Origin of the sequence: Brachybacterium sp. UMB0905, from assembly GCF_002871795.1 — a bacterium.
Classification (GTDB): Bacteria; Actinomycetota; Actinomycetes; order Actinomycetales; family Dermabacteraceae; genus Brachybacterium.
In genome coordinates this window covers 32,123-47,037 of record NZ_PNHL01000006.1, presented here as the reverse complement: position 1 = coordinate 47,037, position 14,915 = coordinate 32,123, and the positions used below count along the sequence as shown (strand labels likewise).

Annotated in this window: 12 protein-coding genes; 9 read left to right on the top strand and 3 right to left on the bottom strand. The window is 68.8% G+C overall.

Going from position 1 to position 14,915, the window contains the following annotated elements; all coding sequences use genetic code 11:
- Nucleotides 1-47 precede the first annotated feature (47 nt).
- The 4 genes from CJ197_RS07135 (at nt 48) to CJ197_RS07125 (ending at nt 5,121) form a co-directional block, all read left to right on the top strand.
- Complete coding sequence (locus tag CJ197_RS07135) at nt 48-383, top strand: hypothetical protein (protein WP_102236060.1); 336 nt, start codon at nt 48-50, stop codon at nt 381-383.
- An 80-nt stretch (nt 384-463) separates the two neighbouring features.
- Entirely contained in the window at nt 464-3,178 is a 2,715-nt protein-coding gene (locus CJ197_RS07130) for a UvrD-helicase domain-containing protein (RefSeq protein WP_102236059.1), read from the top strand.
- A gap of 420 nt (nt 3,179-3,598) precedes the next feature.
- The gene (locus CJ197_RS14870; protein ID WP_146007718.1) at nt 3,599-4,633 is read left to right on the top strand and encodes a hypothetical protein; all 1,035 of its coding nucleotides are present in this window, start codon (nt 3,599-3,601) and stop codon (nt 4,631-4,633) included.
- A 221-nt stretch (nt 4,634-4,854) separates the two neighbouring features.
- A complete protein-coding gene (locus CJ197_RS07125; protein ID WP_102236058.1) occupies nt 4,855-5,121 on the top strand; it encodes a hypothetical protein in 267 nt (88 codons plus the stop codon).
- A 171-nt stretch (nt 5,122-5,292) separates the two neighbouring features.
- On the opposite strand, the gene CJ197_RS07120 is transcribed toward CJ197_RS07125, so the two are convergent.
- Nucleotides 5,293-8,163, bottom strand: coding sequence for a multicopper oxidase domain-containing protein (locus CJ197_RS07120; RefSeq protein WP_102236057.1), 2,871 nt, complete (start codon nt 8,161-8,163; stop codon nt 5,293-5,295).
- Between the two features lie 214 nt (nt 8,164-8,377).
- Between CJ197_RS07120 and CJ197_RS07115 the strand changes: the two genes are divergently transcribed.
- Both CJ197_RS07115 and CJ197_RS07110 read left to right on the top strand, forming a co-directional pair.
- Nucleotides 8,378-9,940: a Re/Si-specific NAD(P)(+) transhydrogenase subunit alpha gene (locus tag CJ197_RS07115; protein WP_102236056.1), complete on the top strand. Its 1,563-nt coding sequence runs from the start codon at nt 8,378-8,380 to the stop codon at nt 9,938-9,940.
- Entirely contained in the window at nt 9,940-11,409 is a 1,470-nt protein-coding gene (locus CJ197_RS07110; RefSeq protein WP_102236055.1) for an NAD(P)(+) transhydrogenase (Re/Si-specific) subunit beta, read from the top strand. Before CJ197_RS07115 ends, CJ197_RS07110 begins: the two co-directional genes overlap by 1 nt.
- A gap of 21 nt (nt 11,410-11,430) precedes the next feature.
- Here the strand turns inward: CJ197_RS07110 and CJ197_RS07105 are convergent, their stop codons facing one another.
- A complete protein-coding gene (locus CJ197_RS07105) occupies nt 11,431-11,982 on the bottom strand; it encodes a hypothetical protein (RefSeq protein ID WP_102236054.1) in 552 nt (183 codons plus the stop codon).
- A 36-nt stretch (nt 11,983-12,018) separates the two neighbouring features.
- Nucleotides 12,019-12,285 carry a hypothetical protein gene (locus CJ197_RS07100; RefSeq protein WP_102236053.1) on the bottom strand — a complete coding sequence of 89 codons (267 nt, stop codon included), beginning with the start codon at nt 12,283-12,285 and terminating at the stop codon, nt 12,019-12,021.
- A gap of 179 nt (nt 12,286-12,464) precedes the next feature.
- On the opposite strand from CJ197_RS07100, the gene sucC reads away from it, so the two are divergent.
- Genes sucC through CJ197_RS07085 form a run of 3 tightly spaced genes read left to right on the top strand, consistent with a single transcriptional unit; the run spans nt 12,465 to nt 14,905 of the window.
- Entirely contained in the window at nt 12,465-13,634 is a 1,170-nt protein-coding gene (gene sucC / locus CJ197_RS07095) for an ADP-forming succinate--CoA ligase subunit beta (RefSeq protein ID WP_102236052.1), read from the top strand.
- Between the two features lie 12 nt (nt 13,635-13,646).
- On the top strand, nt 13,647-14,534 hold the full coding sequence (sucD, locus tag CJ197_RS07090; RefSeq protein WP_102236051.1) for a succinate--CoA ligase subunit alpha: 888 nt from the start codon (nt 13,647-13,649) through the stop codon (nt 14,532-14,534).
- Entirely contained in the window at nt 14,531-14,905 is a 375-nt protein-coding gene (locus CJ197_RS07085; protein ID WP_146007717.1) for a hypothetical protein, read from the top strand. The genes sucD and CJ197_RS07085 overlap by 4 nt, the downstream gene beginning before the upstream one ends.
- The last annotated feature ends 10 nt before the right edge of the window (nt 14,906-14,915 follow it).

Sequence of the window (14,915 nt, the reverse complement as noted above, 5' to 3'; positions counted from 1 at the left end):
GATGCGGGGTACGGAGCATTCAGCGACGCGCCCGTACGATGGGGCCCATGAGCTTCCTCTTCTCCCTTCTCGTCGTCCTGCACCTGCTGAGCTGGGCCGTGGCCCTGGGCACCTGGGTGGGCGCCGCCCGCACCCGCACCCCCAGCCCCGGCATGGCGCACGGCCTCGCGGGCGCTTTCGTCATCGGCCTGATCCTCGCCGCGCTCGTGTCGATCACCGGCGACCCCAACCACATGAAGCTCGGCATCAAGGGCCTCGTGGGCCTCATCGCCGTGGTGCTCGGCTACATCGCGAACGCGAAGCAGGAGCGCACCTCGCCCGCCGTGTGGTTCTCGATCCCGCTGGTGATCGTCCTGAACGTCATCATCGCGGTGTTCATCTGAGCCCCACGATCTGATGAGCCCCGTGATCTGAGCGGGCCGTCGGCCGGTCCGTCCGGCCCCGGGCCTATCCTGGGATCCTCATGAGCTCACTGTTCGACGACCTCTCCCTGCCTGACGCCTTCCGCCGCCTGGAGGGCGTGCAGGTGGGCCCCGCGCACTCCGCCGCGGACGCCCCGCGCGAGGAGGATGCCCCGCCCGCGGATGCCGACGTCCCGCCCACGGATGCCGACGCCCCGCCCGCAGATGAGGATGCCCCGCCGCCGGAGGAGGACCTGCCGCCGGAGGAGGACCTGCCACCGGAGGAGGACGGCTGGGTGCCGCCGCGCGAGCAGTTCTCCACCGCGCCGTCGGCGGCCGCCCGCCCAGAGCGTCTGGCCGCCCTCACCGCGGACCTCAACCCCGCCCAGCGCGAGGCCGTCGAACATCGCGGCAGTCCGCTGCTGATCGTCGCGGGCGCCGGATCCGGCAAGACCCGCGTGCTCACCCGCCGGATCGCCCACCTGCTGGCCTCCGGCGAAGCGATGCCCGGGGAGATCCTCGCGATCACCTTCACCAACAAGGCCGCTGCCGAGATGCGCGAGCGCGTGGGGGAGCTCGTCGGCCCAGCCGCACGCAACATGTGGGTCTCCACCTTCCACAGCGCGTGCGTGCGGATCCTGCGGCGGGACGCGCAGGCGGTGGGGCTGAAGAGCTCCTTCACCATCTACGACAGCGCCGATTCTCTGCGGTTGATCACCACGATCGCCAAGGATCTGGAGCTGGACACCAAGAAGCACGCCCCGCGGATGATCGCCTCGCGGATCTCCACGCTGAAGAACGACCTCGTGGACCCGATCGACTTCGCGGATCGCGCCGAGCTCAGCAAGGACGGCTTCGATCGCACCCTCGCGCGGATCTTCACGAACTACACCGAACGGCTGCGGCAGGCCAATGCGGTGGACTTCGATGACCTCATCGGGCTGACCGTCGAACTGCTGCGTGAGAACCCCGCGATCCGCGAGGGCTACCGCCGGCGCTTCCGCCACCTGCTGGTGGACGAATACCAGGACACCAACACCGCCCAGTACCAGCTGGTGCGCGAACTGGTGGGGGAGGACCCGCACGCGGACCTCACCGTGGTGGGTGACTCCGACCAGTCGATCTACGCCTTCCGCGGCGCGACCATCCGCAACATCATCGAGTTCGAGCAGGACTTCCCGTCTGCCCGCACCATCGTGCTGGAGCAGAACTACCGCTCCACCCAGAACATCCTCACCGCCGCCAACGCTGTCATCGAGGAGAACCAGGGCCGGCGCAAGAAGAACCTGTGGACCGACCAGGGCTCAGGCGAGAAGATCACCCTGTATGTGGCCGACGACGAGGTGGCCGAGGCACGGTACATCGGCCGACAGATCGACGCCCTCGTGGACGCCGGTCGCCGCGCCGCGGATATCGCGATCTTCTACCGCGCCAACGCCCAGTCCCGTGCGCTCGAGGATCAGCTGATCCGCGTGGGGCTGCCGTACCGCGTGGTGGGCGGCACTCGCTTCTACGAGCGCCGCGAGATCAAGGACGCGATCGCCTATCTGCAGGTCCTCGCCAATCCGGCCGATGAGATCAACCTGCGGCGCATCCTCAATGTGCCCAAGCGTGGCATCGGCGACCGGGCCGAGGCGGCGGTCGCCATGTTCGCCGAGCGTGAGCGGATCGGCTTCGCCGAGGCGCTCGAACGGGCCGACGAAGCGCCCGGGATCGCGACCCGCTCCCTGAACGCGGTGCGGGCCTTCGTCGCGATGCTCTCGGATCTGCGAGAGATGGCCGAGCGGGGGGACGGCCCGGCGGAGCTGCTCGAGGCGATCCTGCAGCGCAGCGGCTACTACGCGGAGCTGCAGGGCAGCGATGACCCGCAGGATGAGTCCCGTCTGGAGAACCTCGCCGAGCTCGTGGCAGTCGCCGCCGAGTTCGAGGCGCAGCGCGAGGAGATCGCCGCCGCCGCGAGCGAGGCGGAGGACGGTGTGGAGTCCAGCTCCGGCGCCGACTCCGACACCGCACCGGATGCGGAGCTCACCGCCCCCGACGACCCGGAGGCCTCACTCCTGGACGGCTTCCTGGAGAAGGTCTCGCTCGTGGCCGACGCCGACCAGCTGCCCGGGGCGGAGGACCAGTTCGTCACCCTCATGACGCTGCACACCGCGAAGGGTCTCGAGTTCCCGGTCGTGTTCCTCACCGGCATGGAGGACGGCACCTTCCCGCACCACCGCACCATGAGCAGCCCCGAGGACCTCGAGGAGGAGCGGCGCCTGGCCTATGTGGGCATCACGCGGGCGCGCGAGAAGCTCTACCTCACGCGCGCGCAGATGCGCGCCACCTGGGGGCAGAGCCAGTTCATGCCCGCCAGCCGCTTCCTCGACGAAGTCCCCGAGCAGGTGCTGGACGTGGCACGCGCCGGGTCGACCTTCGTCGGCGGCGGGTACAGCGGCGGGGGGTATGGCGCTGGTGGCTACGGTGGCGGCGGGTACAGCTCGGGCGGTTACAGCGGTCGAACCGGCTCGCGCGGCCCGTCGTTCTCCGGCGGCATCGGCGGGGGACGCTCGGATGTGAAGCGCCCCTCGATGGCCTCTGGGCGCAAGCCGCTGGCCGCGGACAAGCTGCCGCAGCTCGCCCCCGGGGACCGCGTCACCCACGACTCCTTCGGCATGGGCACGGTGCTCGAGGTCGCCGGGCAAGCCGAGAAAACCCAGGTGGAGGTCCAGTTCAAGGCCCCGCACGGCGTGAAACGCCTGCTGCTGCGCTACGCGCCGATCACGAAGCTGTAGGTAGCGGAGCCGTGAAAGACACTCAACGCATCAGGGGATGGGCCCGAACTAGCAACGGGAGAGGGCCTAGTGATGGCGGCGCCGTTTAGCAGCTGAACTACCGCATTGGCCTAGAAGGATCGCTGTACGGTGCCGCCGAGCCTGACTGCCGAGACTTAGACCTCCAAGGTCTCACCTCGGAAGAGTGGAGAGCCACCGAGATAAGCCAGGCAACGAGCACCCCTAGTGTGCCACTTCACACTATTGGTCTGCGGTATGGCCAACCCCGCGCTCCTACACAGGCTAAGCTCCATCCTACTCGTGTGGACCCGAGTCGCATGATGACCTGACAGTGTGTTGCGTCCATGCCCTGGTCGCATGCGCCAAATTCCAATTGGCGAGAACTTCCCGTGATTTAAACCTTCGTAGAAACGAGCATCCATGATCCGAAAATGTTTGCGGGAAGCTGCAACTATTGTCGCCATAGTTGCACTTTCTACTACAATTGCAATGCCAGCATCAGCTGAGCCTTCGAGCGAACCGATTCGCGAAACTCTGGCAAGAGCGCCCGAAAGTATTCTTGATGCCGCCGTGCCACTGGAGATCGATTCGGTAGTCGGAGAGGTTTCCAGCGAGGATAAGTCTGTAGTTGTCCGAGAGGATGAGGCCGGCCTCGTTGATATCGATTTGTCCAGACATGATATTGGAATCAAATTGCCAGTTGAGCACTCCGGCATGCGTGATAATCCTGGGAATCCCGAACTGGTCTCATGGGAGGATGGCGGGGGCGTTGTGTACGCCCCTCTGGTATCGCCGGAAGGCGATGTGCAGATAAATATTGTGATCCCCGACTCGACGGCCCCCCGAGAGTATGCGTTCGAGTTGAACATTCCGGATTATTCGGAATTGGAAGAGGTAAATGGATCTTACTTTTTCCTGGGTCCTACTGGCAACGTCATCGCAGGGATAGCCCCGGCTTGGGCGCGGGACGCCAATGGGAAGCCGGTGCCCACCCATTTCGAGATTCACGGCAAAACTGTCGTCCAGGTTATCGATTATAGCAATACGTCATCCTTCCCCGTTGTGGCCGACCCATATCTAGGGAAGAGGCTATTTAAGTCGATTGGGGCGAAGTATGGAAAGTATTATGGGGTCAATACTAATGTCGTAACACTGCAGTTGAGTACATGGGGTTGGGCGGTCTATACGGGATCCGGCTCGGGCATCGGCGGGGTTATAGCTGGGCAGGGGATTCTTAATACTAACGGGTGGAAGGAGGCTCTCGCTAAAGGTGGAAGGGTGAAATCCTTGTTGCTATCGAAGAAAAGCATGCGTCAGCAGTTCTCCTGCCACGCTCTCGGCGCTCTTGGGGCGGGAACTTGGGAGTTAGAGACATTTCGGCCAAATAGGACCAGACACTGGACGTACGGCGTTGCCAAGCATCGCTGCAATTGGACAACGCCCAACTCTCTCTAGGGCGGAAAATCGCACTCACGCGCGACCGGATCGCCGAAATCGCTTGAGACTTATTCGGCCATGGATTAGAATAACGGGATTGCGAAATGGTAAGTAAGAGTTCAGCTTCTGGTGCTGTGTGGAAAGTTGGGTCTATTGGCACCCTGTTGCTTTCTGCGGCGATCTTAATTTTCCTTGGGTGGCGCTATCTTTCTGGCCCGGAAATCACGGTCGAGGATCTGGTGGCGAACAATCCCGGCTTCGGGGCGGCCGATGAGGTCACGGCTGAGTACTGCACTGCCGAGATCGAGTGCGTCGAAGCCTGGGAGACGCCGTACGGCGTGTACATGCGGTTCGACTCCACCGCGGAGGCGACCCACTGGGCCACGATTATTGGCGGCGACGGCGCTCAGTGGAAGACCTTCGTGCTCGATGCCCGCGGCCAGGACCTCACGGACGAGGAGCGTGTCACTGCGGTGCAGGTCCTCCTTGCCTACGACGGAGTCTGAGCTCCGGAGTGAAAGCCTGGAGGGAGGCATCGCAAAGCGCCGCCTTACTACCACAACGTTCTCGGGCGCTGCGGACCGACATTGGTATGCGGCGCCCGAGAACGCGTCAGGGCCGGCAATCCGCAGCTCGAGGTCTGATACTGCCGGGGTGCGCCAGCGCACGCCCTCAGCTCATGCGCTCACCTCGATCAGGGCGCGGGCTCCGCGCTCCATGTCGGAGAAGCTGTGGTTGACCGCGGTGTAGGTGCCGGGCTCGCGGAACACGAGCTCCACGAAACCGCCCTGAGCGGGCGCGAGATCCAGGGCCTGCGAGCCGCCGGCGTTCTCGTTGTCCGGGCGCAGTCGGTACTCGCCCTCCTTGAACACGGTGTCGAACACCGCGCCCACCACGTGGAAGGAGATGCCGCGGGAGGGGCCGGCCGCGAGCACCCACAGCCGCACCCGCTCGCCGACTGTCGCCTGCAGCGGCGCGTGGACGTACTGGTTCGCATGCCCGTTGAACACGGTCGCATCGGGTCGCTCGGCCGCGATCTTCTCCGGGCTCACGGCGTGCGCGGACCCATCGGCCTCCGGCACCAGGTAGTGATCCGACTGCACCAGCACATACTCGCGATCCGCCGCCGCGAGCCCCGTGGGCGGGACGATGAGCGCCCCGAGCATCCCGGCGGCCAGGTGCACGGTCATCGGCATCGTCGAGCAGTGGTACAGCCAGATCCCTGCATGGTCGGTGGTGATCGGGTACTCGAGGGACTCACCCGGCGGGATCGTGCGCATCACCTCGTCGGGGGAGACGGTCCCGGCGTGCATGTCCAGGGAATGGCCCATTGAGCCGTTGTTCACGAGCTCCACGGTGAAGCGCGCCCCCACCTCGCTGCGGAGGATCGGCCCCACCACGGTGCCGCCGAACGTCATGGCCTGCATGCTCACGCCCGGGGCGATCTCGAGGTCTGCCTCGGTGATCTCGAGGCGCACCCGCTGCTCCATCCCCACGGCCTCCGGCAGGCGCGCATCGCGCACCGTGTGGTCCGCACCGGGCTCAGCCTGCAGATCCAGCGGCACCCGGGCCAGCGGGTTCCCGCTGGTCATATCGCCACCATGACCATGGGCCGACGCCTCGCCGCCCTGCGTACCCGCTGAGCCGGCCGCTCCGAGCGCCGTCACCTGCAGCGTCATGCCCATCGCGCGGTGCCCCACGATCGAGCACCAGCCCTCCACATCGTGGCTGATCACGCCCGCCTCGATGGTGGCCTCCTGCCCGGGATCCAGCCGGCCCGAGGTCGCACCGGTGGCGAGCACGAGGTCATGCACATCCACCGGGTCGTCATTGCGCAGCTGGATCACGAGCTCATCCCCGGCCGGGACCTCGAGCACATCCGGGGTAAAGCGCATGTTCGCCATGGACACCGCGAGCGTGGTCGTGTTCCCCGTCGGGGTCACGCCCACCGCCGGGGCTGTGCCGGTGGCCGGCGCGCCGCCCGTCGGCCGATCCAAGGTGGCGCCCAGCGCCGTGACGCCCAGCACCGAGCCGAGACCCAGCAGGGTGCCGGTGAGCGCCCGACGATCCACGGCCGACGGGGTCTCCTCCGCCGCGGGGCTCTGGGGCCGGGACGTCGGGGCGGGCAGCGGCTCCGCTGTGCCGCTGCCCTCGTCCGATGCCTTCCGCGCCTGCGCCGCCGCGCGACGCTCGCGAATGTTCGCCCGCACCGCCCGGCCCATGAGCACGGGGAAGCACAGCAGCACCACGAAGGCCAGCAGCGTCACCGCCACGCGGGTGATCGAGCCGATCGCGGCCGGCTCCACGGTGCCCAGCAGCAGCGTCGCCAGCAGTGCGTCGGCCCCGGTGCCGCCGAGGGTCGTCAGCACGAACACGGCGAGCGCCAGGTTGTACGTCACCACCCGCCAGATCGCGCCGCGGGAGAGCTCCGTGAGGCCTGCCCCGGTGGCGCGGGGCCCGCCGCCCATCGTCACCGGCAGCAGGTGGCTCATCGCCCCCAGCAGCACCTGCAGCACAAAGCCCGCCACGAACGGCGCGGTCAGGCGCTGCACGTCCACGGCCAGCAGGGACGCCCCCAGCAGCCCCTCGGCCGAGATCAGCCACATCATCGCGAGCCCCACTAGCGCCAGGGTGAACCACATGATCCCCGCGCCGATGGACAGCACCGGGAACAGCGGCACGGGCACCCGATGGCCTTGCCGCGCTGACTGCACCGCCAGGCGCACCAGCAGCGCCCCCACCCACAGCCAGGAGGCGAGGTAGAGGAGCATCGCGATCCCGCCCAGCAGTCCTGAGCCCAGCAGCGCCCCGAACACCCCGAGCAGCACCCCGGCACCCATGCCGAACAGGCCCCGGGCAGCGCGCGTGGCCTGCGCGGGGTCCAGGCGGGTGCGCAGCACCGTCGGCCACAGCGTCAGCAGGGTGCCCGCCACCGTGATCCCCACGAAACCCAGCACATTGATGACCTGGTGGGCGAGCAGCAGCCGCCCTTGCCACGGCTCACCGGGGCTGAAGGCCATGACCGCGCCGAGCACCGCGCCGACGGGCAGCAGCAGCGCCGCCCCCTGGTAGGTGCGCACCACCACGGCGAAGCGCGGGGCGAGCGCGGCCCGCAGCTGCGACCCGAGCGAGAGTGCGTACCACACGAGCGCCGCCGCGACGGCGAGCGCCCCGGCCGCCACGAGCCATGGCCAGGTGGGCAACATGCCCGCGATCGTGGCGAGCACTCCGATGGTCAGCAGGCGGATCCGCCACACCTGCTGCGGCCGCGACTCCGGGCCCAGGCGCGTCTTGAGCAGCGCCTCGGTGAAGTGCTGACCCCACACCAGGATCGAGGTGGTCACCAGGCCCAGGGTGACCATGTGGACGATGAGCCAGCGCGACTGCGGCAGCCAGGGATGGATCAGCACCACCAGCACCAGCAGGACCATCCAGACCGACACCGGGCGGGAGGCGCGACGGTGCCAGGAGCGCCGACCCGTCCGCTCCGGCGGGGCCGGGGCGGCGGGGCGGGGAGAGGACCGGTCGAGGGAAGCGAAGTCGGGCATGACCTTCTCAGACGATGACCGCGACGGCGAGGGGGAGACCGTGCGGAGGGCAGGCGGGGATCCCACTGTATGGTCCGCGTCGGCCGAACCGCACGATGCGCCGGGCCGTTCTGCGGCCCTCGACACCTTCCCCGGCCCTAGGCTTGTCGCTGGGCCCGCGCCACCACGCGGTCGCGGCCGCCCGCCCCCGTTCATTCCCCAGGAGCAATACCTCATGCTGATCGGCATCCCGTGCGAGGCAGATCCCTCGCAGGCCGTCGTCTCCGCGACCCCCGACACCGTCGCGAAGCTCATCGCCCTCGGCTACGACGTGGCCGTCGAAGCCGGCGCCGGGGAGCGCGCCGCCTTCCCCGATGAGCAGTACGCGGCCGCCGGCGCGCAGATCGTGGGGGAGGAGGTGTGGGACGCGGACATCCTCACCGCGCTCGACGCCCCGCCGCCCGAGCTGCGCGCCCGCATCCGCCCCGGTCGGCATCTCATCGCGCGCCTGGCCCCCGGGCGCAGCCCCGAGCTGATCGAGGAGTTCGAGCGCTCGGCCATCACGGCGCTCGCGATGGATGCGGTGCCGCGGATCTCCCGTGCCCAGTCCATGGACGTGCTGTCCTCGCTCGCGAACATCGCCGGGTACCGCGCCGTGGTCGAGGCCGCCTCCCACTTCGGTCGCCTGTTCACCGGGCAGGTCACCGCCGCTGGGAAGATCCCGCCCGCCACCGTGTACGTGATCGGCGCGGGCGTGGCGGGACTGGCCGCCATCGGCACCGCGAACTCCATGGGCGCCGTGGTGCGCGCCACCGACCTGCGGCCCGAGGTGGCCGAGCAGGTCGAATCCATGGGCGCTGAGTTCGTGCCGATCCCCGCCGCGGCGGAACGCTCCGCGGACGGCTACGCCAAGGAGATGACCGCCGAGCAGGCCGAGGCCGCCGCGCGGCTCTACACCGCGCAGTTGGCAAGCGCGGACATCGTCATCACCACCGCCTCGATCCCCGGTCGCGCCGCCCCGCGCCTGCTCACCGCGCAGGATGTGGCCGGAATGCGGCCCGGCAGCGTCATCGTGGACATGGCCGCCGCGGGCGGCGGCAACTGCGAGCTGACCGTCCCCGGTGAGGTCATCACCACCGACAACGGCGTGATCATCGTCGGGCACACCGACCTCGCCGGGCGTCTGCCCGCCCAGGCCTCCCAGCTGTACGGGCAGAACCTCGTGAACCTCCTGGCCCTCATGACCCCCGCGAAGGACGGGATGCTGCAGATCGACCTCGAGGACGAGATCGTCCGCGGCATCACCCTCACCCGCGCCCGGATCGACCGCGAGGGCCCCACCCCGCAGGTGGTGGCCGACGTGCTGTGGCCCCCGCCGCCCGTGCAGGTCTCCGCCGCGCCCGCCCCCGCGGCGCCGCCCCCACCGGACCCCACCCCGGTGGAGCCCGCACCGCAGCGCTCCCGCGCCTGGTGGATGATCCCGCTGGCCCTGCTCGGCGCCGCCCTCGTGCTCGCGAGCCCCCTCGCGGTCGCGAGCCACTACGTGGTGCTGCTGCTGGCCGTGATCGTCGGCTTCTACGTCATCACCGCCGTCACCCACGCCCTGCACACCCCGCTGATGAGCGAGACCAACGCGATCTCCGGAATCATCCTGGTGGGCGCGATCCTCCAGATCGGCTCCGCGAACTGGCTGGTCACGGTCCTTGCGTTCATCGCGATCGTGGTCGCCTCGATCAACGTGTTCGGCGGCTTCACCGTCACCCACCGGATGCTCGGCATGTTCAGGAAGGACGCCTGATGACCCCCGACCTCCTCCCGAACATCGACCTACTCACCGAGGCGATCCGCCTGTCCAACCTCGCCTACCTCGCGGCGGCGCTGCTGTTCGTGCTGGCGCTCGCGGGACTGTCGAAGCAGACCACCGCCCAGCGCGGCAACTGGTTCGGCATCGCCGGCATGGTCCTCGCCGTCGGCGCGACGATCCTGCGGGCCGTCGCCGTCTCCGCCGCCGACCCCACCGGGCAGCACCCCGCGGCCCTGACGTTGATGCTGATCCTGCTGGCGATGTCGATCGGCGCCGTGATCGGCGTGCTGCGCGCCCGCACCGTGCAGATGACCGGCATGCCCGAGCTGATCGCCCTGCTGCACAGCTTCGTGGGCCTCGCCGCAGTGCTGATCGGCTTCGGCTCCGCGATCGAGCCGCACGGCATCACACCGGATATGGAGACCTTCCACCTGGTCGAGGTGTACCTCGGGATCTTCATCGGCGCGATCACCTTCACCGGCTCGATCACCGCGTTCCTCAAGCTGTCCGGGAAGGTCAAGGGTGCGCCGTTGATGCTGCCCGCCCGGCATCTGCTGAACCTCATCGCCCTGCTCATGGTGCTGGGGCTCGGCATCCTGTACGTCGGCTCGGGCGGCACCGGAGTGCTGGGCTGGCTGAGCCTGCTGGCGATGACCGGCATCGCCTTGGCGATCGGCGTGCACATGGTCGCCGCGATTGGCGGCGGCGACATGCCGGTCGTGGTCTCGATGCTGAACTCCTACTCCGGCTGGGCCGCCGCGGCCGCCGGGTTCATGCTGGGCAGCCCCCTGCTGATCATCGTCGGCGCCCTCGTGGGCTCCTCCGGCGCCTACCTCAGCTACCTGATGTGCAAGGCCATGAACCGGTCGTTCGTCTCGGTGATCCTCGGGGGCTTCGGGTCCGATGGGGGAGCGCCCGCCGGCGGCGATGACGGTGAGCACGCCCCGCACACGGAGACCAGCGCCGAGCAGACCGCACAGGTGCTGCAGGCGGCGAAGAAGGTCGTCATCACCCCCGGCTACGGGATGGCGGTCGCCCAGGCCCAGTACCCCGTCGCCGATCTGGCGAAGAAGCTGCGGGCCAGCGGCGTGGATGTCACCTTTGCGATCCACCCGGTGGCCGGGCGCCTGCCCGGGCATATGAACGTGCTGCTCGCGGAGGCGAAGGTGCCCTATGACATCGTCCTGGAGATGGACGAGGTGAACGACGATTTCGCCGAGGTGGACGTGGTGCTCGTGATCGGCGCGAACGACACCGTGAACCCCATCGCCGAGCAGCCGGGATCCCCGATCGCCGGGATGCCGGTGCTGAAGGTGTGGGAGGCCGGGCACGTCGTCGTGTTCAAGCGCTCCATGGGCGCCGGCTACGCAGGAGTGCAGAACCCGCTGTTCTTCCACGAAAAAACCGACATGCTGCTCGGCGATGCGAAGGCGAGCGTGGATGCGATCAACGCGGCGCTGTGAGGCCCCCGTGGTGCCGGGCCTCTACGCCTCGTCGTCCGGCGCGGCCTGCTGGGCCCGGCGGGAGCTCGCGTACATGCCGCTCGCGAAGCTCAGCACGGTGATCACGCCCACCGCGATGAGCATCGTGAGCGGGCTGATCGGGATCCCGGCGGCGAACAGCACCCCCCAGATGACCATGAGGGAGACCGCGATCAGCACCGCATCCCGCAGGGCCCGCAGGGTGCGGCCCACCAGGTCCGCCCGCTCGACGCGACGTCCGGCCACCACATAGGCCGCGGCCGCGTCCCGGCGCAGGTCCGCGGTGCGGGACCCGGAGCGGGAGGGCCGACGGTCCTGCCGGGGCTGGTCCTCCCGCGACGCTCGGTCCCGTTCATCCCGCGGCGCTCGATCTCGCTCGTCGTGCGGCGCTCGGTCTCGCGGCTGCTCCCGCCAGCCTTCGTCGATCGCCTTCGAGGCGGCGCGCGCATACCCGCCCGCGCGGTCGCCCGCCCGTCGGACCGCCTGCTTCGCGCCCGGCGCCTGCCGCCGCGCCGTGTTCCGTGCCGCCTTCGCGTATGTCTTCCAGTCAGCCATGGCCGGGCGCCCTCCTCATGTGGTCCCGCCGTCCCCTCAGCGGTCCTCGCGGAAGCGGATGTCCCCGCCGCCGCGCATCTCGCGCCGCGGCGGACGGCGCGAGGCCGTGCGGGCGCGATGCTCGTTCCAGTACGACAGCCCCACGTTCAGCGCGAGCGTGATCAGCACGCTGAACAGGAAGCCGGTGACGGTGCTGCGCACCCCCAGCAGCCGCAGGATGATGAACAGCACCCCGATGGCGACCACGCTGAATCCGAGGTGGTCGCGGATGCGGCCGGCCAGCGAGCGGGAGCGTCGAGTCATCCCGCCATCGTAGACGCGTCCGCGGCGCCGGACACACATGAGATGTCCCGCACATCACCTGCAGGTGAGAGCGGCACCGGGACCTTCGGCGAGGCGCTACGCTGAACATGTTCCCAGGGGCGGCGCCGAGGCCGACGAGGCCTGCCGCCCAGGCCGACACCGAGAGGAAACAGCACCCCGTGGACCTGTATGAGTACCAGGCCCGCGATCTCTTCGCCAAGCACGGGGTTCCCGTGCTCGGGGGAGTCGTCGCGGAGACCCCGGCAGAGGCGAAGGCCGGCGCGCAGCAGCTCGGCACCCCCGTGGTGGTCGTCAAGGCGCAGGTGAAGACCGGCGGCCGCGGCAAGGCCGGCGGCGTCAAGCTCGCGAAGTCCCCCGAGGAGGCGGAGGCCAAGGCCACCGAGATCCTGGGCATGGACATCAAGGGCCACACCGTCCACCGCGTGATGGTCGCCGCTGGCGCCGACATCGCCGAGGAGTACTACTTCTCCCTGCTGCTGGACCGCGCCAACCGCAACTACCTGGCCATGTGCTCCGTCGAGGGCGGCATGGAGATCGAGCAGCTCGCCGTCGAGCGGCCCGAGGCCCTGGCCCGGGTGGCCGTGGACCCGAATGTCGGCATCGATGAGGCCAAGGCCCGCGAGATCGTCGAGGCCGCGAAGTTCGACCCCGAGACCGCCGCGAAGGTCGCCCCGGTGCTCATCAAGCTCTGGGATGTCTACCGCGAGGAGGACGCCTCCCTGGTGGAGGTCAACCCGCTGGTCAAGACCGGCGAGGGCGAGATCATCGCGCTGGACGGCAAGGTCACCCTGGATGACAACGCCGAGTACCGCCACGAGGACCACGCCGCCCTGGTGGACACCAAGACCGAGGACCCGCTGGAGGCCAAGGCCAAGGCGCTGGACCTCAACTACGTCAAGCTCGACGGCGAGGTCGGCATCATCGGCAACGGCGCGGGCCTGGTCATGTCCACCCTGGACGTCGTGGCCTACGCCGGCGAGCAGCACGGCGTGAAGCCCGCGAACTTCCTGGACATCGGCGGCGGTGCCTCCGCCGAGGTGATGGCCAACGGCCTGGACGTCATCCTGGGCGATGAGCAGGTCACCGCCGTGTTCGTCAACGTGTTCGGCGGCATCACCGCCTGCGACGCGGTGGCCAACGGTATCGTCGGCGCCCTGCAGAAGCTCGGCGATTCCGCCACCAAGCCGCTCGTGGTGCGCCTGGATGGCAACAATGTCGAGGAGGGCCGGAAGATCCTGGCCGACTTCGCCCACCCCCTGGTCACCCTGGCCGACACGATGGACGGCGGCGCCGCAAAGGTTGCCGAGCTCGCCGCCGCAGGAAAGTGAGCAGCACACCCCATGTCGATTTTTCTTGACGAGAACAGCAAGGTCATCGTCCAGGGCATGACCGGCTCGGAGGGCATGAAGCACTCCCAGCGCATGCTCGATGCGGGCACCCAGATCGTCGGCGGCGTCAACCCCCGCAAGGCCGGGCAGAGCGTCTCCTTCGACGGCGGCCACGACGTGCCGGTCTACGGCTCCGTGGCCGAGGCCATGGAGGCCACCGGCGCCGACGTGTCGGTGGTGTTCGTGCCACCGAAGTTCGCCAAGGACGCCGCGATCGAGGCGATCGATGCAGGCATCGGCCTGCTCGTGGTGATCACCGAGGGTATCCCGGTGAAGGACACCGCCGAGTTCTTCAACTACGCCAAGGGCAAGGGCACCACCCGCATCATCGGCCCCAACTGCCCGGGCGTCATCAGCCCCGGCAAGTCCAATGCCGGCATCACCCCGGCGAACATCACCGGCGCGGGCACGCTGGGCCTGGTCTCCAAGTCCGGCACCCTCACCTACCAGATGATGTACGAGCTGAGCGATATCGGCTTCACCACCTGCATCGGCATCGGTGGCGACCCGGTCATCGGCACCACCCACATCGACGCCCTCGAGGCGTTCGAGAACGACCCCGACACCCTCGGTGTGGTGATGATCGGCGAGATCGGCGGCGACGCCGAGGAGCGCGCCGCCGCGTACATCAAGGAGCACATGACCAAGCCTGTCGTGGGCTACGTCGCGGGCTTCACCGCCCCCGAGGGCAAGACCATGGGCCACGCCGGCGCCATCGTCTCCGGTTCCGCCGGCACCGCGCAGGCGAAGAAGGAGGCCCTGGAGGCCGCTGGCGTCAAGGTGGGCAAGACCCCCACCGAGACCGCCGAGCTCATGCGCGAGATCATCAAGTCTCTGTGAGCCACCGCGTCGACGCCCCGGGAGCCCCCGCGGTTCCCGGGGCGTTGCCGCGTCGGGATCATCCCGGCGCCATCGGCGCCTTGGTGGCGCTGTTCGTCCTCGCCATCGCCGTGACCTGGTGGCGCAACCCCGGCGGTGTCGTGCTGTCCTCCGATGCGGGTCGGGCCCCGGTCGCGGTTCCGCTGCTGCTGATCCCGTACCTGGCGACGATCCTGCTGCTGCTCGTGATGCCCCGCGGGCGGGGCGAGGCCCGCGTGATCGCCCGTCGGCCGCAGCGGGTGCGGGCTAAGACCCTCGGGCTGCTCGTGCTCGCCCATGTGCTGATCAATGGGCTGGGTGTCCTGCTGCACCTGCTCGCCCGTCTGCTCTGAGGACCCGCTG